At 43.9% G+C, this 19,704-nt stretch carries 29 protein-coding genes; 23 read left to right on the top strand and 6 right to left on the bottom strand.

The window, feature by feature from the left end; translation table 11 throughout:
* Positions 1 to 37 precede the first annotated feature (37 nt).
* Together carB and greA are read left to right on the top strand one after the other, a co-directional pair.
* A complete protein-coding gene (carB, locus tag QWZ13_RS18245; protein WP_290283047.1) occupies positions 38 to 3,262 on the top strand; it encodes a carbamoyl-phosphate synthase large subunit in 3,225 nt (1,074 codons plus the stop codon).
* A 153-nt stretch (positions 3,263 to 3,415) separates the two neighbouring features.
* Positions 3,416 to 3,892, top strand: a complete 477-nt coding sequence (gene greA / locus QWZ13_RS18240) for a transcription elongation factor GreA (RefSeq protein WP_290283417.1) — start codon at positions 3,416 to 3,418, stop codon at positions 3,890 to 3,892.
* Between the two features lie 83 nt (positions 3,893 to 3,975).
* Here the strand turns inward: greA and QWZ13_RS18235 are convergent, their stop codons facing one another.
* Entirely contained in the window at positions 3,976 to 4,116 is a 141-nt protein-coding gene (locus QWZ13_RS18235; protein ID WP_216000174.1) for a hypothetical protein, read from the bottom strand.
* A 109-nt stretch (positions 4,117 to 4,225) separates the two neighbouring features.
* On the opposite strand from QWZ13_RS18235, the gene lpxL reads away from it, so the two are divergent.
* The 3 genes from lpxL (at position 4,226) to QWZ13_RS18220 (ending at position 7,901) form a co-directional block, all read left to right on the top strand.
* Positions 4,226 to 5,182: an LpxL/LpxP family Kdo(2)-lipid IV(A) lauroyl/palmitoleoyl acyltransferase gene (gene lpxL, locus QWZ13_RS18230; RefSeq protein ID WP_290283046.1), complete on the top strand. Its 957-nt coding sequence runs from the start codon at positions 4,226 to 4,228 to the stop codon at positions 5,180 to 5,182.
* A 9-nt stretch (positions 5,183 to 5,191) separates the two neighbouring features.
* Entirely contained in the window at positions 5,192 to 6,589 is a 1,398-nt protein-coding gene (locus QWZ13_RS18225; protein ID WP_290283045.1) for a M17 family metallopeptidase, read from the top strand.
* A 61-nt stretch (positions 6,590 to 6,650) separates the two neighbouring features.
* A complete protein-coding gene (locus QWZ13_RS18220; protein WP_290283044.1) occupies positions 6,651 to 7,901 on the top strand; it encodes a response regulator in 1,251 nt (416 codons plus the stop codon).
* Here QWZ13_RS18220 and QWZ13_RS18215 read toward each other — a convergent pair.
* Both QWZ13_RS18215 and QWZ13_RS18210 read right to left on the bottom strand, forming a co-directional pair.
* Positions 7,898 to 8,911: a nicotinate-nucleotide--dimethylbenzimidazole phosphoribosyltransferase gene (locus QWZ13_RS18215; RefSeq protein ID WP_290283043.1), complete on the bottom strand. Its 1,014-nt coding sequence runs from the start codon at positions 8,909 to 8,911 to the stop codon at positions 7,898 to 7,900. The genes QWZ13_RS18220 and QWZ13_RS18215 overlap by 4 nt on opposite strands.
* Entirely contained in the window at positions 8,880 to 9,014 is a 135-nt protein-coding gene (locus QWZ13_RS18210; protein WP_290283042.1) for a hypothetical protein, read from the bottom strand. The genes QWZ13_RS18215 and QWZ13_RS18210 overlap by 32 nt, the downstream gene beginning before the upstream one ends.
* A gap of 54 nt (positions 9,015 to 9,068) precedes the next feature.
* On the opposite strand from QWZ13_RS18210, the gene QWZ13_RS18205 reads away from it, so the two are divergent.
* From QWZ13_RS18205 to maiA, 5 genes are read left to right on the top strand one after another with little or no spacing between them, the layout of a single operon-like run.
* Positions 9,069 to 9,509 carry a helix-turn-helix domain-containing protein gene (locus tag QWZ13_RS18205; protein WP_290283041.1) on the top strand — a complete coding sequence of 147 codons (441 nt, stop codon included), beginning with the start codon at positions 9,069 to 9,071 and terminating at the stop codon, positions 9,507 to 9,509.
* A complete protein-coding gene (locus QWZ13_RS18200) occupies positions 9,481 to 9,609 on the top strand; it encodes a hypothetical protein (RefSeq protein WP_290283040.1) in 129 nt (42 codons plus the stop codon). Before QWZ13_RS18205 ends, QWZ13_RS18200 begins: the two co-directional genes overlap by 29 nt.
* A gap of 21 nt (positions 9,610 to 9,630) precedes the next feature.
* Complete coding sequence (hmgA, locus tag QWZ13_RS18195) at positions 9,631 to 10,932, top strand: homogentisate 1,2-dioxygenase (protein ID WP_290283039.1); 1,302 nt, start codon at positions 9,631 to 9,633, stop codon at positions 10,930 to 10,932.
* A gap of 11 nt (positions 10,933 to 10,943) precedes the next feature.
* Positions 10,944 to 12,242, top strand: coding sequence for a fumarylacetoacetase (gene fahA, locus QWZ13_RS18190; protein ID WP_353958999.1), 1,299 nt, complete (start codon positions 10,944 to 10,946; stop codon positions 12,240 to 12,242).
* A 9-nt stretch (positions 12,243 to 12,251) separates the two neighbouring features.
* On the top strand, positions 12,252 to 12,869 hold the full coding sequence (gene maiA / locus QWZ13_RS18185) for a maleylacetoacetate isomerase (RefSeq protein ID WP_290283037.1): 618 nt from the start codon (positions 12,252 to 12,254) through the stop codon (positions 12,867 to 12,869).
* Here maiA and QWZ13_RS18180 read toward each other — a convergent pair.
* Both QWZ13_RS18180 and QWZ13_RS18175 read right to left on the bottom strand, forming a co-directional pair.
* Positions 12,856 to 13,017 (bottom strand): hypothetical protein, encoded by a 162-nt coding sequence (locus QWZ13_RS18180; protein ID WP_290283036.1) that lies wholly within the window; start codon positions 13,015 to 13,017, stop codon positions 12,856 to 12,858. The genes maiA and QWZ13_RS18180 overlap by 14 nt on opposite strands.
* A gap of 317 nt (positions 13,018 to 13,334) precedes the next feature.
* On the bottom strand, positions 13,335 to 13,469 hold the full coding sequence (locus tag QWZ13_RS18175) for a hypothetical protein (RefSeq protein ID WP_290283035.1): 135 nt from the start codon (positions 13,467 to 13,469) through the stop codon (positions 13,335 to 13,337).
* Between the two features lie 216 nt (positions 13,470 to 13,685).
* Here QWZ13_RS18175 and QWZ13_RS18170 point away from each other — a divergent pair, with 216 nt between their 5' ends.
* The 5 genes from QWZ13_RS18170 (at position 13,686) to QWZ13_RS18150 (ending at position 15,226) form a co-directional block, all read left to right on the top strand.
* A complete protein-coding gene (locus QWZ13_RS18170) occupies positions 13,686 to 13,817 on the top strand; it encodes a hypothetical protein (protein ID WP_290281950.1) in 132 nt (43 codons plus the stop codon).
* Between the two features lie 228 nt (positions 13,818 to 14,045).
* The gene (locus tag QWZ13_RS18165; RefSeq protein ID WP_290283034.1) at positions 14,046 to 14,189 is read left to right on the top strand and encodes a hypothetical protein; all 144 of its coding nucleotides are present in this window, start codon (positions 14,046 to 14,048) and stop codon (positions 14,187 to 14,189) included.
* Complete coding sequence (locus tag QWZ13_RS18160) at positions 14,164 to 14,571, top strand: cytidine deaminase (protein ID WP_290283033.1); 408 nt, start codon at positions 14,164 to 14,166, stop codon at positions 14,569 to 14,571. Before QWZ13_RS18165 ends, QWZ13_RS18160 begins: the two co-directional genes overlap by 26 nt.
* Positions 14,572 to 14,694: 123 nt before the next feature.
* Positions 14,695 to 14,898 carry a hypothetical protein gene (locus QWZ13_RS18155; RefSeq protein ID WP_290283008.1) on the top strand — a complete coding sequence of 68 codons (204 nt, stop codon included), beginning with the start codon at positions 14,695 to 14,697 and terminating at the stop codon, positions 14,896 to 14,898.
* A 124-nt stretch (positions 14,899 to 15,022) separates the two neighbouring features.
* Positions 15,023 to 15,226 carry a hypothetical protein gene (locus QWZ13_RS18150; protein WP_290283008.1) on the top strand — a complete coding sequence of 68 codons (204 nt, stop codon included), beginning with the start codon at positions 15,023 to 15,025 and terminating at the stop codon, positions 15,224 to 15,226.
* Between the two features lie 18 nt (positions 15,227 to 15,244).
* On the opposite strand, the gene QWZ13_RS18145 is transcribed toward QWZ13_RS18150, so the two are convergent.
* Positions 15,245 to 15,538 carry a hypothetical protein gene (locus tag QWZ13_RS18145; RefSeq protein ID WP_290283032.1) on the bottom strand — a complete coding sequence of 98 codons (294 nt, stop codon included), beginning with the start codon at positions 15,536 to 15,538 and terminating at the stop codon, positions 15,245 to 15,247.
* A 46-nt stretch (positions 15,539 to 15,584) separates the two neighbouring features.
* Between QWZ13_RS18145 and QWZ13_RS18140 the strand changes: the two genes are divergently transcribed.
* The 8 genes from QWZ13_RS18140 to QWZ13_RS18105 all read left to right on the top strand — a co-directional run bounded on the left by QWZ13_RS18140 (position 15,585) and on the right by QWZ13_RS18105 (position 19,531).
* Positions 15,585 to 15,710, top strand: a complete 126-nt coding sequence (locus QWZ13_RS18140) for a hypothetical protein (protein WP_290283031.1) — start codon at positions 15,585 to 15,587, stop codon at positions 15,708 to 15,710.
* Between the two features lie 287 nt (positions 15,711 to 15,997).
* Entirely contained in the window at positions 15,998 to 16,582 is a 585-nt protein-coding gene (locus tag QWZ13_RS18135; protein ID WP_290283030.1) for a hypothetical protein, read from the top strand.
* Positions 16,583 to 16,714: 132 nt separating this feature from the next.
* Complete coding sequence (locus QWZ13_RS18130) at positions 16,715 to 16,918, top strand: hypothetical protein (protein WP_290283029.1); 204 nt, start codon at positions 16,715 to 16,717, stop codon at positions 16,916 to 16,918.
* Positions 16,919 to 16,920: 2 nt separating this feature from the next.
* Complete coding sequence (locus QWZ13_RS18125; protein ID WP_290283028.1) at positions 16,921 to 17,058, top strand: hypothetical protein; 138 nt, start codon at positions 16,921 to 16,923, stop codon at positions 17,056 to 17,058.
* A gap of 458 nt (positions 17,059 to 17,516) precedes the next feature.
* On the top strand, positions 17,517 to 17,726 hold the full coding sequence (locus QWZ13_RS18120; RefSeq protein ID WP_290283027.1) for a hypothetical protein: 210 nt from the start codon (positions 17,517 to 17,519) through the stop codon (positions 17,724 to 17,726).
* A gap of 54 nt (positions 17,727 to 17,780) precedes the next feature.
* Positions 17,781 to 17,906: a hypothetical protein gene (locus QWZ13_RS18115; RefSeq protein WP_290283026.1), complete on the top strand. Its 126-nt coding sequence runs from the start codon at positions 17,781 to 17,783 to the stop codon at positions 17,904 to 17,906.
* A 159-nt stretch (positions 17,907 to 18,065) separates the two neighbouring features.
* Positions 18,066 to 18,194: a hypothetical protein gene (locus QWZ13_RS18110; RefSeq protein WP_290283025.1), complete on the top strand. Its 129-nt coding sequence runs from the start codon at positions 18,066 to 18,068 to the stop codon at positions 18,192 to 18,194.
* A gap of 347 nt (positions 18,195 to 18,541) precedes the next feature.
* The gene (locus tag QWZ13_RS18105) at positions 18,542 to 19,531 is read left to right on the top strand and encodes a DUF3644 domain-containing protein (RefSeq protein WP_290283024.1); all 990 of its coding nucleotides are present in this window, start codon (positions 18,542 to 18,544) and stop codon (positions 19,529 to 19,531) included.
* Positions 19,532 to 19,704 lie beyond the last annotated feature (173 nt).

Genomic DNA, 19,704 nt, shown 5'->3' with positions numbered 1-19,704 from the left:
AAACTGACCCAAGTTTTTAAAGAATTAGCGAGTTATCATGCCAAAACGTACAGACATAAAAAGCATATTAATATTAGGCGCCGGCCCCATTGTTATTGGTCAGGCTTGTGAGTTTGATTATTCCGGAGCGCAAGCTTGTAAAGCGCTGCGTGAAGAAGGTTATCGAGTCATCTTAGTGAACTCGAACCCAGCGACCATTATGACTGACCCTAGCATGGCCGATGCAACCTATATCGAGCCCGTGGTATGGCAAGAAGTCGCAAAAATAATTGAAAAAGAAAAGCCCGATGCCCTTTTGCCAACCATGGGTGGCCAAACCGCATTGAACTGCGCGCTTGATCTAGAAAAGCACGGCGTATTGGAAAAATTCAATGTAGAGATGATCGGCGCAAATGCCGACACCATTGATAAAGCCGAAGATCGCGATCGTTTTGATAAAGCGATGAAGGCGATTAATTTAGAAACGCCTCGTTCTGGTATTGCGCACAATTTAGAAGAAGCTTGGGCCATTGTAGAGAAGCTAGGCTTCCCAACGATTATTCGTCCTAGCTTTACCATGGGCGGAACGGGCGGCGGCATTGCTTACAACAAAGATGAATTTGAAGAAATTTGTCGACGCGGTTTAGATTTATCACCCACCAATGAATTGCTGATCGATGAGAGCCTAATTGGTTGGAAAGAATATGAAATGGAAGTTGTTCGCGACAAAGCCGATAACTGCATTATTGTTTGCGCCATTGAAAACTTTGATCCAATGGGCGTGCATACCGGTGATTCTATTACCGTTGCACCGGCACAAACGTTAACCGATAAAGAATACCAAATTATGCGTAACGCCTCGTTGGCGGTTCTGCGTGAAATCGGTGTTGAAACGGGTGGTTCTAACGTTCAGTTCGGTATTAACCCAAAAGACGGGCGCATGGTCATTATTGAAATGAACCCGCGCGTGAGTCGATCATCGGCACTTGCATCGAAAGCGACGGGGTTCCCGATCGCTAAAATCGCTGCCAAGTTAGCCGTAGGGTACACATTGGATGAATTGCAAAATGATATTACTGGCGGCATTACTCCAGCATCGTTTGAGCCAAGCATCGATTACGTTGTTACAAAAATTCCTCGCTTCGCATTTGAGAAATTCCCACAAGCCAATGATCGTTTAACAACACAAATGAAATCGGTTGGCGAAGTGATGGCCATTGGTCGTAACTTTCAAGAATCTATGCAAAAAGCATTACGTGGCTTAGAAGTAGGCGCATGTGGTTTCGATAGCTTCATCGATTATAATGCCGAAGGCAGTCGAGAAAAAATCCTACGTGAATTGCAAGAATGCGGCCCTGACCGAATTTGGTACATAGGCGATGCATTACGCAGCGGCATGAGTATCGATGAAATATACGAGTACACGGGCGTAGACCCTTGGTTCTTGGTTCAAATTGCCGACATCATCAAAGACGAAACAGCGCTGGCCAGCAAAGGCATGAAAGACATCGACGCCACTGAAATGCGTCGTTTAAAACGTAAAGGTTTTTCAGATGAGCGATTAGCCAAATTGCTCGGTGTGGGTGAAAAGCAATTACGTAAAAAGCGTTGGGATTTAGGCATTCGCCCGGTGTATAAGCGCGTTGATACTTGTGCTGCTGAATTTGCATCAGACACGGCTTATATGTATTCATCATACGATGAAGAGTGTGAGGCCGCACCGAGTGAGCGCGATAAAATTATTGTGCTTGGTGGTGGTCCTAACCGTATTGGTCAAGGTATTGAGTTCGATTATTGTTGTGTACACGCCGTGTTGGCGGCTCGCGATGAAGGCTACGAAACGATCATGGTGAATTGCAACCCAGAAACCGTTTCAACCGATTACGACACTTCTGATCGCCTCTACTTTGAGCCTGTAACTTTAGAAGACGTGTTGGAAATTATTGAACTTGAGCAGCCTAAGGGTGTGATCGTTCAATACGGTGGCCAAACCCCACTTAAATTAGCACGTGAACTAGAAGCCGCCGGTGCACCAATTATTGGTACCAGCCCAGATGCCATTGACCGAGCTGAAGACCGTGAACGTTTCCAGGTTATGGTTGAAAAACTCAACTTGCGCCAGCCCGAAAACGGCACAGCGCGAAGCTTAGACGAAGCCGTGACCATTGCGAACCGTATTGGCTACCCATTGGTGGTGCGACCATCTTATGTGTTGGGTGGCCGTGCTATGGAAATTGTTTACGCCGAAACCGAGCTGCGCCGTTATATGAATGAAGCGGTACAAGTTTCTAATGACGCGCCAGTATTGCTTGACCACTTCTTAGACAACGCAATTGAGCTAGACATCGACTGTGTGAGCGACGGCGAGCAAGTAGTGATCGGAGCGATCATGCAGCATATTGAGCAGGCAGGTATTCACTCAGGCGATTCCGCTTGTTCTTTACCGCCTTACAGTTTATCTACTGAAGCTCAAAATATTGTTCGTGAACAAGTGAAAGCCATGGCGCTTGAGCTAGACGTAGTCGGTTTAATGAACGTACAAATGGCGTGGCAAAACGGCAAAATGTACATCATTGAGGTAAACCCTAGAGCATCACGAACGGTGCCTTTTGTTTCTAAAGCCATTGGGCAGTCGCTTGCGAAAATAGGCGCTCAAGTCATGACCGGTAAAAAGCTGTCTGAATTAGGCTACACCGCCGAAGTGGTTCCAAGCTATTACTCAGTGAAAGAAGCGGTGATGCCTTTCAATAAATTCCACGGAGTTGACCCAGTTTTAAGCCCAGAGATGAAATCGACCGGTGAAGTCATGGGCACGGGTAAAACGTTTGCGGAAGCTTTCTCTAAAGCGTTAATTGGCGCGGGTTCAATAATCCCGACGTCGGGCAAAGTGATCATTTCGGTTAAAGACCAAGATAAAGCAGCGGCGCTAGACATGGCTAAGAACCTAGCTGAGTTAGGCTTCGAAGTTGTTGCGACCAAAGGTACAGCGGCATACTTTGCTGAAAACGGCTTGCCAACTCAAGCGGTGAATAAGGTAAAAGAAGGCCGACCGCATTTAGTCGATTTGATTAAGAACGATGAAGTGAGCTATGTGATGAATACCACCGCAGGCCGCCAATCAATGATCGACAGTGCCGAGATTCGCCGTGGCGCATTGCAACATAAAGTCTATTACACCACTACGTTAGCAGGCGCAGAAGCTTCAGTAATGGCGATGATGTTAAAAGGCAGCAGCGGCGTAAATCGATTGCAAGACCTGCATTTAGGTCAAATTGCCGATTAAGTCTTGTTAGGTGCAAACTCGCTAATGTGACAGCGGGCTTGCACCTAGTAAAAAGCGCGTCATAATAGTCGAAATTAGACCATTCTCGGTTGAGACAAATTATATAAAAGAGCCAGTTTGTGGCTCTTTTTGATTTTATTAGAAGGAAAACCTATGCAACGTTACCCAATGACTGTAGAAGGCGAACTCGCACTTCAAGAAGAGCTAAAAGAGCTCAAGACTGTCAAGCGCCCTGCTGTAATTGCGGCCATTGCAGAAGCACGAGAGCATGGTGATTTAAAAGAAAACGCAGAATATCATTCAGCACGCGAGCAACAAGGCTTTATTGAAGGGCGCATTCAAGATATCGAAGCCAAATTATCGATGGCTCAGGTTATTAATGTGCTTGATATTCCGGCTACCGGAAAAGTCATCTTTGGAACCACGGTTACGCTGTTGAATATCGAAACCGAGCAAAGTGTGGTTTATAAAATTGTCGGTGACGATGAAGCTGACGTGAAGAGCAATAAAATTTCGGTTAATTCACCCATTGCACGTGGCCTTATCGGCAAAGAAGAAGGCGATACAGTGGGTATTACCACCCCTGGCGGTGTTGTTGAATATGAAATTGAGATGGTGGAGCACCTGTAGGTTTTAGCTGTAGGTACTTTGTTAGCACTAAGAAGCCGCTTTTAGCGGCTTTTTTAGTGCTGTATTACGGCAAATGCGTTCGTTTAAGAGTAACGCTTGTGTGCTTTTAAGGCACGGCGGGCATCTTGCCAGCCTTGGAATTTAATCTGCCACTGCTGCAATTTACTAATGAGTAAGTGCGCCTGAGGGCGATTGGTTAATATCTTCGGTAATGCTTTGGCCATAGTCTTTATCTTTGCTCATAAAATGATAACCCTAGTATAAGCTGCTTTTGGAGCTGACAAAACCGTTAAGCGCGGTACAATAGTCAATTAAATTGTGGAGCCCCTTTGCATGTCGCTAGGTAATGTACCTCGCCCAGGTAAACAGAAAAACTCAAACATCGTCAGCACATATCGGTATCGTGACTTTTTGCACCCTAGGTTTTGGCCGACATGGCTGGGCATTGGGTTTTTGCAAGGTGTTGCGCGGTTGCCTTTTATTGTTCAAAAAGCACTGGCCAAGGGTCTGGCGAAACTGTTGTTTAAAGTGGCCAGTAGCCGACGCAAGGTAGCATTGACCAACATCACTTTGTGCTTTCCTGAGTTAACCCGCTCAGAACAAGTCGCGTTAACCAAAAAGACCTTTTATTCATACACTTTAGGGTTAATTGAAACCGCACGAGCCTGGTGCATTCAAGATAGCCAGTTAAAGCAGCGAGTAGAAGGTATAGAGCACTTACAGGCGGCCCAAGCCGACCCAAGAGGGGTGTTATTGCTCAGTGGCCACTTTGGGCCCCTCGATATTGCAGGGGTTGCTTTAGCTAAATACGCTCAATATTCAGTGACCTACCGAAACGATGACAACCCGCTGTTTAATTATTTTATGGTTAAAGGGCGACAAAAATTTGTTCATCGCACCATTGCACGTAAAGATATGCGCGGTTTATTAGGGGCCTTTAAGCGCGGCGAAATTATATGGTACGCTCCAGATCAAGATTACGGTCGAAAGGTGAGTGTGTTTGCGCCGTTTTTTGGTATACCTACCGCTACAGTCACCATGACCGGAAAGCTCGCAAGTTCTGGTAACGCAATAGTTTTACCGCTAAGCTCATATCGAGATGACGATGACCAGACCATTGTATTAAAATTCGAAGCGCCATTGGAGATCCCAAGTGGCGATAACGTAGGTGATGCACACCGTGTGAATGCGTGGTTAGAATCGTGTATTCGTCGCCACCCTGACCAGTATTTATGGTTGCATAAACGCTTTAAAACTCGCCCAGAAGGCGAGCCGTCCGTATATAAATAGGCACATTAAATGAAGTTATTTGATTACCCAGCAATTGAAGTTCGATTTTCTCAGCAAGTGCCTGGCGAAGCCCAGAGCTGTATAGAGTGGCGTAAAGAGTCTACTCATAACGTCATAAATCAACACTTAAATGGCGAAACTTCATTAAAAACATTGCTCGAAACGGGCCAGCAATGGACCTATCAAACCGAGCCAGAGAGCCAAAGCACCTTTGAGTTGTTAAGTGCCGCGCGTGATCTAGTAAAAGGGGCTTGGCGTAAAGAAGATCAACATATTGCCCTTAGTTTCGACAAAACAGAGCTTGGTGATGCTTTGCTAAGTGCCGTACTTGCCGCATGGTATCAGTTACCCAGTTTCAAAAAAGACAGTGCTAAAACGCCATCATTAACGCTTTCGATTACCGGTCCTTTAGCCAACGAAGAAGTTGAAAAACGCCTGGCCGAAGCCGAAGGCAATGCGTTTACTCGGTATTTAAGTGAATTACCTGCTAATGAACTTAACCCTTGGTCTTATCGTGAATTAGTAGAAGACCTAGCCGAAGCCGAAGGCTGGGATTGCAAAGTATTCCGTTACAAAGAGCTAGAACAAATGGGCGCGGGAGCCTTTTTGGCGGTAGCGCGAGGTTCTGAACATAATGAAGCCAGCATCGTGCGTGTGCATTACCGAGGCGATGCCGATTCCGTCGAGAGTATCGCATTGGTCGGTAAAGGCATCACAATGGATACAGGTGGCTACAACCTAAAAATATCTGGCTCTATGTTTGGTATGAACGGCGACATGGGCGGCAGTGCGCTGGTTTTGGGAAACATTTTAACCGCCTCTCGACGCAAGCAAAAAGTGAATTTAACCGGTTGGTTGGCGATAACCGATAACCATTTAGGTCCTAAAGCTTTTCATGCCAATGAATGGGTTCGTGCACTCAATGGCACCACCATTGAAATTGTAGACACCGATGCCGAAGGGCGAATGGTTCTGGCCGATACATTAACATTAGCCTCGCGTGAGCACCCTAAGGCGGTATTCGATTACGCCACGTTAACGGGTGCCTGTGTTGGGGCATTATCGACTCGTTACTCGGGCTGTTTTACCAACCACGATGCTTGGTTTTTACCGCTTATAGAAGCTGGAAAAGCCAGTGGTGAACGAGTTTGGCCATTTCCGTTAGACGCTGACTACGACGACAACATTAAAAGTGACGTTGCGGATGTTATGCAATGCAACCCGGGTAAATCATCCGATCATATCGATGCCGCGCGTTTCTTGAGTCGGTTTGTTGAGCCTGCGGTACCTTGGTTACACATAGATCTTTCCTCAGCCCGCCATAAAGGTGGTTTAGCTCATGTACCAACAGATGTTACCGGCTACGGCGTGCGCTTAACTCAGAATTTACTGAGCTTATTGTTTTAATCTAGAAAAATACCATTGACCGACTACACTGGAAATATCTGTCTCATTTAAGGACACAACAGTGCAGTCGGTTTTAATTGTAGAAGACTCCCCAATGGTGCTTAAAATCTTAAAGCACCTCGCGCAGAAGACATTAAACTATAATTTAGTGTTTGCCGAATCTCGCCACGAAGCGGTAAAGCACCTTGTCAAATCTTCCGATTGGCTCGCCGCGATTGTAGATTTAAATTTACCCGATGCCGCTAATGGTGAGCTCGTGGATGATTGTTTAAGCCAAGGCATTCCGACGATCGTTTTAACCGGTTCTGTTGATAAAGAAAAGCGTGATCATTTAACCAAAAAAGGCATTGTTGATTATGTTTTAAAGGAAGGTCCGTTTAGTTATTTATACGCCGTTAATTTAGTTAATCGATTAGCACAAAATCGCTTTGTGAAAGTATTGGTCGCAGAAGATTCAAAAGTTACGCGCCGATATATGATTGAATTGTTAAGACGCCACTTATTTCAGGTGGTCGAAGCCGAAGACGGTGAGCAAGCCTTACAAACGATTCTATCCGATAAAGAAATAAAGCTACTTATCACCGATAATAATATGCCCAAGTTAGATGGTTTCGATTTAGTGCATCAGTTGCGGCATAAACACGGCAAGGAAGACTTAGCCGTAATTGGTTTATCTTCGGCCGAGGATAAATATTTGTCGGCAAAGTTTATTAAAAATGGTGCCAATGATTTCCTTTATAAACCCTTTTCGCATGAAGAGTTTTTTTGCCGTGTTATGCAAAGCGTAGAGTCAATGGAACGCTTAGATGCCATGAAAAAGCTGGCGTATTCCGATGTGCTAACGGGAATTGGGAATCGCCGCTATTTTGTAGAACACGCGCGCGCCTCGTTAGAGGAATGCCAAAACCAAGCAACGCCGATCTCATTAGCGCTGTTTAATATCGATCATTTTAGGCACGTTAATGAAGATTATGGTGATGATGTGGGCGATGAAGTACTTATTCATTTAGCGAAAGCGATGCAGGAAACCTTTGATCGCTTTATTGTGGGCCGGTTGGGAGGCGAAGAATTTTGCGTTGTTTTTCCAGGCTTAACCGACGATAAAACGTCTCAGCTGGTCGATTTTTTCAGGACCAAAATTGAAGAAGGCTATGCCGAAACAACAGTAGGCAGTGTGAGTTATACCGTCAGCGCTGGCATTGCTCAATCGGCCACGCTGGGATTAGAAGGGCTTATGAAAAGCGCTGGCCAAGCGCTGTTTCGTGCTAAAGAAGCCGGTAGGAATATTGTGATGATTGCTTCTGAGAACTAGTCATCTTGTAAGCAATTAACGGCCGATTTAATAAGTGGCCAAGCTAAAACGGAACCAGTGCCTTCACCGACGGATAGCCCTAAATTTAATAGAGGTTTTTGTTTAAAATGTTGGCAAATGGCTAACTGACCGGCATGCACAGACTGGTGCGTAAAAAGTGCGTAGTCTATAACCGCCGGATATTGTTGTGATAAGGCAAGCAGCGCCGTTGAGCAAGCGTACCCATCCACTAATATTAGGCCACCCAATTCGGCCGTTATAGCCATAGCACCCATTAATGCAGCTATTTCAAACCCGCCTACCAATTCTACGGCACTAAAACCATCAATCATCGAATCTCGATGCAACATAAGGGCTTGAGTTACGCAGTGCAGCTTATCTTGCGTGAGTTGTGCATCATAATGAGAGAAGTTTTTGATGCAATCTTCGACCGGCATTTTGAGCAAGTGAGCTGTAATAGTCGCAGCGCTGGTGGTGTTCCCTAACCCCAATGCGCCAAATGATATAATTCTAGCGCCCTCGGCCATTCTTAATTGTGCGATCTCTTGGCCAATATTAAACGCTTGTAAAAATTGCTCGTGAGTCATGGCTGGGAGCGTCGAAAAATCGCGTGTACCGGGAGCTACGGAATAGTTTAAATAATGCTCATGTGGCAACGTAACCTCATGGCTTAAACCGCAATCAACCACCGTGAAATCAATTTTATTCATCGCGCAGGCTTTGGCTAGAGGCGAGCGAGATTTTAAGATTCGAGAGATATAGTCAGCCGTAGTATAGGGCTGTGTACTCGACGCATGAGAGCGCTGATAAATACCATGATCGGCGCAAAAAATAGTATGAGAAAGCTCGCCAACATTAATGTGAACCGTTTGTTGAACGCAAGCCAGCTTTTCCACAACCGTAACTAGGTTGCCAAGCGCTTGTTGAGGTAACTCGAGCTGTTCTATTAGTTGGTCAACTTCAAGCGCAAAGCGAGTGTCAACGGGTGTAATGGTGAAAGTAGGATACATAAAATACCTCTAAAGTGACTCTTAAAGTGTAGCAGAGGTTTTTTTTAAAGCCTGTTCGATTATTGACTATTGGCCAAAGTACGCAATTGACGTTAGTGTGCAAGCAACCGATAATTCTTGCTTAACTTCTTAAATATAGTTGCCCTAGGCTACCGACATGAATACAGACGTTGAGCAAACATCACAGCCATCACAAAACTTTGCGGAGCGATTACAGGTTCTCATAGGTGATTTGTCTGTTTCGGCATTTGCACGCAAAGTAAAGCTGAGCGAAAGCCTCATTCGCAAATATTTAAGAGGTTCTGAGCCCAGTTTAGCCAAAGCCAACCAAATTGCCGTATCGGCAAATGTCAGTTTAGAGTGGTTAGCCACTGGCTGTGGCTATCAGTACCGCCAAGCCGAAGTTGTAGACCGTAAGGCATTGACGATGGCGCAGAAAATCGTCTTTGAAGTAGCCTCCTATCTAGAACCTGATGAACATTGGGTTTTAATTATTTCGGCTTATCAACACTTAAGAAGCCATAAAAAGCCCGATGGTTACCTAGATGAATTTGCAACCCGGCAATTTATTGAGCATCTATTGCCCACAATGGGCTAACCAACTTTACACCCGAGTTCTGTTTGCTTTACGCATAAATTCTATTCGATTGTGCATTAGGGTTGGTGAATCGGTTAATTTCTCGCTAAATTCTAGCTAAGAGAATTAGAGGCTCATAATAATGACAACCGCGCTTCACTATTTATCTGGATTCAACAACCAATTTGAGACCGAAGCCATTTCTGGCGCTTTGCCGGTGGGGCAATTTAACCCACAGAAAGCACCGTTAGGGCTCTATACCGAGCAGTTCAGCAGCACGGCATTTACAGCACCACGAGCGCAAAACAGACGCACTTGGTTTTATAGGAAACGCCCATCGGTTTGCCAAAGCGATTATCAAACCTATGTGCAGGCTAGTTGGACGAGCGCACCCGAACCCACGCCAACGCCTCCTTCTGCTATGCGTTGGAGTCCATTAACTGGAAATGATACGACAAACGACTTCATTGATGGCGTTGTTTCAATTGCCAGCAATGGCTCTGTAAAAGAGCAGGTAGGCATCGGCATCGCTCACTATGGGTTTAACTTATCGATGAAGGGTCGCGCTATGATCAATGCCGACGCTGAAATGTTGTTTGTTCCGCACCAAGGCGAGCTGCAGGTAAAAACGGAATGCGGCTGTTTAACTGTAGCGCCTGGCGAAATCATGGTTATACCTCGTGGTATGAAATTCAGTATCGATATTTCGGAAAACAGTGCTCGCGGCTACTTGTGTGAAAACTACGGCCACCCGTTGACGTTACCTGAGCGTGGCCCAGTAGGTGCCAATGGCTTTGCCAATGATCGAGACTTTCAGTACCCAGTGGCCTGGTTTGAAGAAAGCGATCACTCGTATGAGTTGATCACCAAATTTAGCGGACATTTTTATCGTAACTTGCTAGAGCACAGCCCATTTGATGTGGTCGCGTGGGCAGGCAACAGTGCGCCCTACAAATACGATTTATCTCGCTTTAATGTAATCAATACAGTCAGCTTTGACCATCCTGACCCTTCAATTTTTACCGTATTAACCTCGCCTTCTTACGCCGAAGGCACCGCAAATTTAGATTTTGTTATTTTCCCACCGCGTTGGATGGTGGCCGAGCATACCTTTCGCCCGCCTTGGTTCCATCGTAATGTGATGAGCGAATTTATGGGCCTGATCGAAGGCGTTTACGATGCCAAAGAAAAAGGATTCGAACCGGGTGGGTTCAGTTTACACAACGCCATGACACCGCATGGCCCTGAGCAAGCCGTCTTTGAAAAAGCCAGCAATGCCAATTTAAAACCGGAGCGCTATGAAAACACCTTAGCGTTCATGTTTGAATCTCGTTACGTGCTGGCGCCTACTGCGCAAATGTTAAACGCACCCGAGCGGCAGTTAGACTACCCCCAGTGTTGGGCGGGTTTAGAATCTAAATTTACAGACAATAATGAATCTTAAAGAGAGTGGACATGTTAAATGCAACGCACGATCCTAGGTTAAAAAGCTGGGTAGAGAGCGCCAACGATGGCGTGACCGATTTCCCAATACAAAACCTACCTTTTGCCAGCGCTAAAAAAAGTTCTGATAAGGGTGAGTGTTCAATAGTGACCGCCATTGGCGACCAAATATTACCGTTAGCCCCCATAGCCGCTCTAAATGTAGCATCAACGCCTTTATCGCAAGAAGCCTTAGAGTGTTGTAAAGAGCCCGAAATGAATAAGTTGATGGCGCTAACCCCAGCGCATTGGTCTGCCTTAAGAACCGACATATCGCGCTGGTTGCAAGTTGGAAGTGAAACACAGCCGGCTTTGCAGTCATTACTTTATAGCCAAAACGAGGCGCAATTTAAACGGCCTTGCCAAATCGGGGACTACACCGATTTTTACGCGTCTATTCACCATGCAACCGCAGTCGGCCGTTTATTCCGGCCCGACAACCCACTGTTACCTAACTATAAATGGGTGCCTATTGGGTATCATGGTAGAGCGTCGAGTATAGATGTGAGTGGGCAACAGTTTCACCGTCCGAAAGGGCAGACCAAAGCACCCGATGCAACTGAGCCTAGTTTTGGCCCTTGTAAGCGCTTAGATTACGAGCTGGAAGTTGGGTTCTTTATTGGACAAAACAACGAACTCGGTGAACCTTTAACGATGGAAGAAGCCGAGCAGCGATTATTTGGTTTATGCCTGCTAAACGATTGGTCGGCACGTGATATACAAGCTTGGGAGTATCAGCCGTTAGGACCATTTTTGGCAAAAAGTTTTGCTTCTACTATTTCGCCTTGGGTTATAACAGCCGAAGCGCTAGCACCGTTTAGAGCGCCCTTTGTGCGCGAGCAAGGCGAGCCAGAGCCCATGCCGCATTTAGATTCAGAGTACAACCAGCAATATGGCGCAATAGACATGGAGTTAACCTGTTCAATTGAAGCGGCCGATGTTCCGTTGACGCAATTGTCGCAATCGAATTTCAAAGACGCTTACTGGAGTGTGGCGCAAATGATTACGCACCACGCCAGTAATGGCTGCAATTTAATGGCCGGAGATTTAATGGGCTCGGGTACACAATCGGGGCCTACCCCCGAACAAGCGGGCTCATTGTTGGAGCTAACCCAAGGCGGTAAAAAGCCCATTGCTTTTGAAAATGGGCAACAGCGAACTTTTTTGAATGACGGCGATTCAATCATCATGACAGGTTATTGTAAGCGCGAAGGCTACGTTCGTATTGGCTTTGGCGAAGTTCGTTCAACAATTCTGCCAGCTAAGCCCTAGGAGGCGATAATGAATTTAGTGTTGCACAACTACGTACGCTCTACCGCCGCTTATCGAGTGCGTATTGCGCTTAACTATAAAGACATAGCAGCCGTAGTGAGTGATGTGGATTTGCTGAAAGGAGAGCAAACCCAAGCGCAATACACAGATAAGAACCCGCAAGGCTTAGTGCCCGCGCTTGAAACCCCGCAAGGGGTGCTCGCACAAAGCTTAGCGATCATCGAATGGTTAGATGAAGCTTACCCAGAAACGCCCAAATTACTACCAGGAGATGCATGGCAGCGCGCCCAAATTAGAAGCTTAAGTTACGCCATAGCCTGCGACATGCACCCATTAAATAACTTGCGCGTACTCAAATATTTAACTGGGCAACTCGGCCAACCAGAGCCAGTTAAAACACAGTGGTACCACCATTGGTTGGCACAAGGGTTTCAAAAAATTGAATCCACATTAAGTGAAAGCCATTATTGCATAGGCGAAACACTCACCATGGCCGACTTATGTTTAATACCGCAATTGTTTAACGCACGCCGCTTTGAATTTGATTTAACGCCTTACCCTAAAATAACCGCGATAGAAAAACACTGCCTAGGGCTAACCTGTTTTAAAAACGCTAAGCCCGCTTAAAATATAAGGCTTCACTCGAAGCCTTAATAAACGAATGCCTATAAGAAAAAATAAACTCAACAACCAAACCCCCTACACCCACAACAAGCCTTAAGCATATAGTATTAAAACTATAGGCACTGTCTCTTATGTAAACCAAACGCGCCATGCAAGTGCTTTTTAAAAAAAGTTCAGTCTTGTACAGATGAAGCAACAATCAGTTGAGATAGTCATCGCCTATATTAAAAACCCTCACGTAAACTGAGAACCTCATCGCAATCTATTAGCAAGAGCGGTAATTACCGGTGGTTATTCTGTATATGTGGATTAAGCGGTTTTTTGTGGATGCTTGCATAAACAGTGACCAAACTTAAATATTAAAAGGCTAGGTTTTATGTAGGTTTAAAGCGCGGTATATACAGGAAATATATTGCACAAGCGGCAAAAAAAGACTAACCAAATTGACAGGCAAGCCGCAAAGCGCCATTATGGTTTAAGGATGGAGCGATGCATAAAAACGAGCTCAAAGTTTAACCGCTCCCAGTAAAAGCCGCTAGTGCGGAAGAATAAACTGTTACAGGTTGAAAAGTATTTAAGACTATTGAGTGTAGTCTGCACCATAATATAGTTTTGCCCATATTAATTTGTGGTTTTAGGTGCAACGGTTCACAAATTTAACAGGCTAGCTTGTACGCAATAGTCATCGCTCCCAAGCTAGGGTAGAGTGAATAGCCAGCCTCGTTAAGCTGGCAGCTAAATTTAAAGGCCATCAAGCTATAATACCGCGCCAAAAGCGAAGCTTGGTGGAAAACAATAAATAATTAAGCACGTTGGCACGTGATAGTTAAGAGCCACAAGCCACTACTTGTAACAAGGCGCAGCTGCATCGTGCCTACGGCACTGGACTCACTGTCGTTCGCCGCAGTGCTTTGCGTTACAGGTGGAAGGGCATTTAAAACTATTGAATGAATCCTGCACCAAAATATAGTTTTGCTCGTATAAATTTATGGTTTTTAGAGCAACGGGTCACAACTTTAACAGGCTAGCTTGTACGCAATAGTCATCGCTCCCAAGCTAGGGTAGAGTGATTAGCCAGCCTAGTTAAGCTGGCAACCAAGTATAAAGGTCATCAAGCTAAACTTCCGCACCAAAGGCGGAGTTTGATGGAAAACAATAAATAATTAAGCACGTTGGCACGTGATAGTTATGAGCTACAGGCCACTACTTGTAACAAGGCGCAGCTGCATCGTGCCTACGGCACTGGACTCACTGTCGTTCGCCGCAGTGCTTTGCGTTATAGCTACGAGAGATATCAATGAACATCGAACAAAAATTATATGACTCAGCCTTAAATCTATTAAAGCATAGATACCCTAAGGGTGATGGTTATGCTGCCGCAGTTCGAACTGAGTCAGGAAAAATACTTACTAGTGTTCCGCCAGATACGAAGAACGATAGTTTAAATGTTTGTATTGAGCTGGGAGCTTATCTTGAAGCTTTTAAGTTAGACGAGGCGATTACCCATTCACTATGTATTTGCAGAAAAGATGAAGATAGTGAAGTTATAATCTTATCCCCATGTGGTATTTGCCAAGAGCGTCTTGTTTTTTGGGGTGGTGATGTAAAGGCTGCTATCAGTACAAAAGATAATAAATTGATATTCAAAACAATTCGTGAGCTAATGCCCCATCATTGGTCTGTGGCAAACGGTGAAGCCCTATAACAAACCAAAGCTACTCAGCCCCAAAACGTTTGCTACGCAAATGGGGCTTGGACTCAAACACGCTACGCGCGTTTTCGCCGTAGTTTAGGAACGTTACTAGTAATAATTAGATAAGGATAATCTATGAATATTAACTTAACTTTTTTAGGTCAATTTTTGCTGATTTTTTGGTTTATACCACTTCTCAGTATCATTTTCTCGAAGAAGGTTTCAGGTAAAGAGAAACTTGCTTGGCTTTTAGCTATGATCTTTGTATCTTGGTTCGCATGGGTATTTTATATGCTATTAGCTCCGCTAAAACCAAAACAAATAGAGCTCCAAAGTTAAATATGAAGGCAACCCAGACTAGTAACAAAAACCAGCACAATCAGGCACTCCGTGCCTTGGACTCGCAACAAGTTGCTCGCCTGTGTGGTGGGCGTTACTAGTAATAATTAGATAAGGATAATCTATGAATATTAACTTAACTTTTTTAGGTCAATTTTTGCTGATTTTTTGGTTTATACCACTTCTCAGTATCATTTTCTCGAAGAAGGTTTCAGGTAAAGAGAAACTTGCTTGGCTTTTAGCTATGATCTTTGTATCTTGGTTCGCATGGGTATTTTATATGCTATTAGCTCCGCTAAAACCAAAACAAATAGAGCTCCAAAGTTAAATATGAAGGCAACCCAGACTAGTAACAAGAACCAGCACAATCAGGCACTCCGTGCCTTGGACTCGCAACAAGTTGCTCGCCTGTGTGGTGGGCGTTACAGGTGGAAGGGCATTCAAAGCTAATTATTGAATCCTGCACCAACAGATTAGTTTTGCCCGTATTAGTTTGTGGTTTTAATTGCAACGGTTCACAACTTTCAAAGGCTAGCATGTACGCAATAGTCATCGCTCCCAAGCTAGGGTAAAGTGAATAGCCAGCCTCGTTAAGCTGGCAATCAAGTTTAAAGGCCATCAAGGTAAAGTACTGCGCCAAAGGCGAAGCTTGATGGAAAACAATTAATAATTAAGCACGTTGGCACGTGACAGTTAAGAGCCACAAGCCACTACTTGTAACAAGGCGCAGCTGCATCGTGCCTAAGGCACTGGACTCACTGTCGTTCGCCGCAGTGCTTTGCGTTATGCATTTAAGTGAGTTTAGCCAATGAGATATGGATTATGGATGATATTCAATTTCGAATCGCTAAAGTCGGAAATCACGATTGACATTGATTTTGAAGGCGAAAAGGTAAGCTTACTCATTACTGATTACGAAAGAGCAATAAAAATAAACGAGGTTTATGCTGATTGGATTGAACATAAACTAGTAAAACCAGGTGGTTGGATAGGTGCTAGGCAACCTAATCCTTTTGACTGCTTATATGTGGTAACACCAAATCCATGTGCTACACACAACACGCAGAAACTATTTTCTGCTATTCATTTGGCATTAAGAATGTCGCTGCCGACTCCCACATATATATCTGGCGTTGGTGAATACACAGAAAAAGCAGCTATAATATTGCCAAACTGGCCTAATATACCAGAATCTTTCTTAGCGTCTAAGGTAGTGATAGATTCTGAATCCTCCGATATTTTTGAAAAATACATACTGTCGCTGCTATCTCTAGAGAAACGGTATTTTCCAAGTATTGAGCAAATTTATAAAATATCCCTTATTAACGATGTATTTCTTGAAGTATTAAGTTTATGGGCATTTATCGAGGGGTTCTGGAATACTCGAGATGGTGAATCCGACCTGTCTGAGAGCTTTTTAAATATGATCACGAAAAGTCTTTATCCTGGCTCGAAAAAGAAAGATCTTAAGGTCCAATTAGCTGTAAGAAAAATTGATAGTCAAAATGATGTTTTAGGCGCAAAAACTTACTCGCACTTAAGAAATCTTATTGCTCATGGGGCATACCTCGAGTTACTCGACAATTGGAGTACAAAACAGATTGAAGCGATTTATGAGCAAAGAGAGCACTTACTTAAGCTGGTTTATCAATCGCTTGTAAATTATGAGTTCGGGCATGCATAACAAAAAGCTGCACCTGACAATTTTTGCTACGCTCAATTGTGTATGTCGCGTAGCTCCACTTTACACAATTGCTCTCCGCAAAAATCGCAGGTGAGCTTGGCGTTACTAGTAATAATTAGATAAGGATAATCTATGAATATTAACTTAACTTTTTTAGGTCAATTTTTGCTGATTATTTGGTTTATACCACTTCTCAGTATCATTTTCTCGAAGAAGGTTTCAGGTAAAGAGAAACTTGCTTGGCTTTTAGCTATGATCTTTGTATCTTGGTTCGCATGGGTATTTTATATGCTATTAGCTCCGCTAAAACCAAAACAAATAGAGCTCCAAAGTTAAATATGAAGGCAACCCAGACTAGTAACAAGAACCAGCACAATCAGGCACTCCGTGCCTTGGACTCGCAACAAGTTGCTCGCCTGTGTGGTGGGCGTTATTGTGCAGACGAGGGATATTTAATATTAAATGGCACTATGTAGTAATTGTCTTTTAATTTAGCACCATTTTCCTCGTGAATAGCTTAAATTTCTAGTGGCCTAAACGCTGCGCCACTGGCATATTAAAGGCACTAATTCGTGGCAAAAGTCATAGTATTTAGGCTTTTGTAATCTAAAATTAAAGGCAGTGGTGGTCAATGCACATTAACAAGGTACAGCAGTATCGTGCCTACGGCACTGGACTCGCATATGCTCGCCACTGTGTACAACGTTAGCTGTCAGGGAGATGTAATTTGAGATTTCCACTATTATCTTTATTATTTCTGCTTGCTGGCTTTGTGAAGGCAGAAAGTGAAGTGACTTATCAACATACAGGCGCGATAAACACTTCAGTTAATGCTACAAGTCAGGAAGGATTTGATTGTGCAAATGCTGCTGGAAAATACTACCTTCTTTCAAAACTTCCAGTATTCTTTTCAACTGAATTTGGAAACGCGGGATTGTTAACGCATGAGCACATAGGCCAATATAAGTTGGCTCTCGTAGTTGATAAAAGAGCAGTTATCACTGGTTATCAGTTGGCCGCCAATACGGATGAAGATTCACTGTTAGTGCAAACAATTTTAAATTTAGGCCAATTGCCGGCACTAAGCTCTTCAAATTCATGTATAGCTGGCAAGCCGTTCATTTTTGAATTCACTATCGAATGAAAAAGCTAACAAGGCCATTAAAAATCGCGCTTTCAGCGCTGGACTCGCAACAAGTTGCTCGCCTTTTATGGCGGCGTTACAGGTGGAAAACCATTTGAAACTATTGAATTTAATATGTACCAAAAAATAGTATTGCCCGTATTAATTTGTGGTTTTGAGTGCAACGGCTCACAACTTTAACAGGCTAGCTTGTACGCAATAGCCATCGCTCCCAAGCTAGGGTAGAGTGATTAGCCAGCCTAGTTGAGCTGGCAAGCAAGTTTAATGGTCATCAAGCTAAACTTCCGCACCAAAGGCGGAGCTTGATGGAAAACAATAAATAATTAAGCACATTGGCACGTGATAGTTAAGAGCCACAAGCCACTACTTGTAACAAGGCGCAGCTGCATCGTGCCTACGGCACTGGACTCGCTCACGCTCGCCGCAGTGCTTTGCGTTACAGGTGGAAGGGCATCTAATACTACTTAACTTAGCCCGCACCAAAACTAAGTTTTGCTCGTATAAATTTGTGGTTTTAGGAGCAACGGTTCACAAATTTAACAGGCTAGCTTGTACGCAATAGTCATCGCTCCCAAGCTAGGGTAAAGTGAATAGCCAGCCTCGTTAAGCTGGCAGCCAAATTTAAAGGACAACAAGCTTAAATACCGCTTCAAAAGCGAAGCTTGGTAAAAAACAATAATTAATTAAGCACGTTGGCACGTGATAGTTAAGAGCCACAGGCCACTACTTGTAACAAGGCGCAGCTGCATCGTGCCTACGGCACTGGACTCACTGTCGTTCGCCGCAGTGCTTTGCGTTAGTTTTAAGGAGTTTGGATGAAGTCTAGAACCAGAGCCATGCTAGACAAATCTATTGCAGCAATGATATCTGCAATAGAAATTTATAATAAACCAGACTTCAACTACCGGGAGGAAACTTTCTCTGTACTATGTATTAATGCTTGGGAGCTTTTATTGAAAGCCAAAGTTTTACAACTCTCAGGCAATCAAGTGAACAGCTTGTACGTTTGGGAGCATAGACAGTTAAAAAACGGCGGAAAATCCAAAAAGAGATTTATTAAATCTAATCGAGCTGGGAATCCAATGTCCGTTAGCCTGTATGAAGCTCATAGGATTGTTACCGAAGACTATGGCGTCAGGATAAGCGCAGCCGTAAAGGATAATATAGTTACTCTTGCTGAGGTGCGAGATAACTCAATTCACTTTATTAACGATGATCTGTCTTTAGCGGTTAAGGTGCAGGAGATTGGGACTGCCTCTCTACAGAATTACTTGCGTTTGATACAAGAATGGTTCGGGCCAGTACTAGATAAATATAATTTCTATCTAATGCCAATGGCATTCTTTAGGGGGTTCGATTCAGTAAATGGTGAAACTCTTAATGCTTCAGAGAAGAAGCTTCTGAAATATATTAAATCTGTTGAAAAAAACTACGACGGCGAAAACCTAACCGACTATAACCTGTCATTAAGAATTGATGTTAATTTCAAGAAAGTTAAGAGCGGGTCAGGTATACCGATCCAAATATCAAATGATGCGAAAGCACCGATTGTGAGGCTCGCAGAAGAAGAAATCATGGATAAATATCCATGGGATTACGATGTATTGACTACTAGATTAAAAGTTCGGTACGAAAACTTTAAGGTAAATAACCAATATCACAGAATTCGGAAACCTTTAGAAACTGATGAAAAATATTGCCGTAAACGACTTTATAACCCATCAAATGCAAAGAGTGGAAGTAAGTCATTCTTTAATCCTAATGTGTTTAAAGAATTTGATAAGCACTACACGAAGAAAAACTAACAAACCAAGGCTACTCAGGCCAAAACACCGCTCCGCGGCTGGCCTTGGACTCAATCACGCTTCGCGCGATTTCGCCGTAGCTTAGGGGCGTTACAGGTGGAAGGGCATTTAAAACTATTGAATGAATCCTGCACCAAAATATAGTTTTGCTCGTATAAATTTATGGTTTTTAG

It is taken from the genome of Reinekea marina (genome assembly GCF_030409715.1).
GTDB lineage: Bacteria > Pseudomonadota > Gammaproteobacteria > Pseudomonadales > Natronospirillaceae > Reinekea > Reinekea marina.
This window is presented reverse-complemented; position numbering and strand designations above follow the sequence as displayed.

Coding starts and splice junctions, on each gene's coding strand:
- carB (WP_290283047.1), top strand. CDS start 38: ATGCCAAAACGTACAGACATAAAAAGCATATTAATATTAGGCGCCGGC.
- greA (WP_290283417.1), top strand. CDS start 3,416: ATGCAACGTTACCCAATGACTGTAGAAGGCGAACTCGCACTTCAAGAA.
- QWZ13_RS18235 (WP_216000174.1), bottom strand. CDS start 4,116: ATGGCCAAAGCATTACCGAAGATATTAACCAATCGCCCTCAGGCGCAC.
- lpxL (WP_290283046.1), top strand. CDS start 4,226: ATGTCGCTAGGTAATGTACCTCGCCCAGGTAAACAGAAAAACTCAAAC.
- QWZ13_RS18225 (WP_290283045.1), top strand. CDS start 5,192: ATGAAGTTATTTGATTACCCAGCAATTGAAGTTCGATTTTCTCAGCAA.
- QWZ13_RS18215 (WP_290283043.1), bottom strand. CDS start 8,911: ATGTATCCTACTTTCACCATTACACCCGTTGACACTCGCTTTGCGCTT.
- QWZ13_RS18205 (WP_290283041.1), top strand. CDS start 9,069: ATGAATACAGACGTTGAGCAAACATCACAGCCATCACAAAACTTTGCG.
- hmgA (WP_290283039.1), top strand. CDS start 9,631: ATGACAACCGCGCTTCACTATTTATCTGGATTCAACAACCAATTTGAG.
- fahA (WP_353958999.1), top strand. CDS start 10,944: ATGTTAAATGCAACGCACGATCCTAGGTTAAAAAGCTGGGTAGAGAGC.
- maiA (WP_290283037.1), top strand. CDS start 12,252: ATGAATTTAGTGTTGCACAACTACGTACGCTCTACCGCCGCTTATCGA.
- QWZ13_RS18180 (WP_290283036.1), bottom strand. CDS start 13,017: ATGGCGCGTTTGGTTTACATAAGAGACAGTGCCTATAGTTTTAATACT.
- QWZ13_RS18175 (WP_290283035.1), bottom strand. CDS start 13,469: ATGGTGCAGACTACACTCAATAGTCTTAAATACTTTTCAACCTGTAAC.
- QWZ13_RS18160 (WP_290283033.1), top strand. CDS start 14,164: ATGAACATCGAACAAAAATTATATGACTCAGCCTTAAATCTATTAAAG.
- QWZ13_RS18155 (WP_290283008.1), top strand. CDS start 14,695: ATGAATATTAACTTAACTTTTTTAGGTCAATTTTTGCTGATTTTTTGG.
- QWZ13_RS18150 (WP_290283008.1), top strand. CDS start 15,023: ATGAATATTAACTTAACTTTTTTAGGTCAATTTTTGCTGATTTTTTGG.
- QWZ13_RS18135 (WP_290283030.1), top strand. CDS start 15,998: ATGTCGCTGCCGACTCCCACATATATATCTGGCGTTGGTGAATACACA.
- QWZ13_RS18130 (WP_290283029.1), top strand. CDS start 16,715: ATGAATATTAACTTAACTTTTTTAGGTCAATTTTTGCTGATTATTTGG.
- QWZ13_RS18125 (WP_290283028.1), top strand. CDS start 16,921: ATGAAGGCAACCCAGACTAGTAACAAGAACCAGCACAATCAGGCACTC.
- QWZ13_RS18105 (WP_290283024.1), top strand. CDS start 18,542: ATGAAGTCTAGAACCAGAGCCATGCTAGACAAATCTATTGCAGCAATG.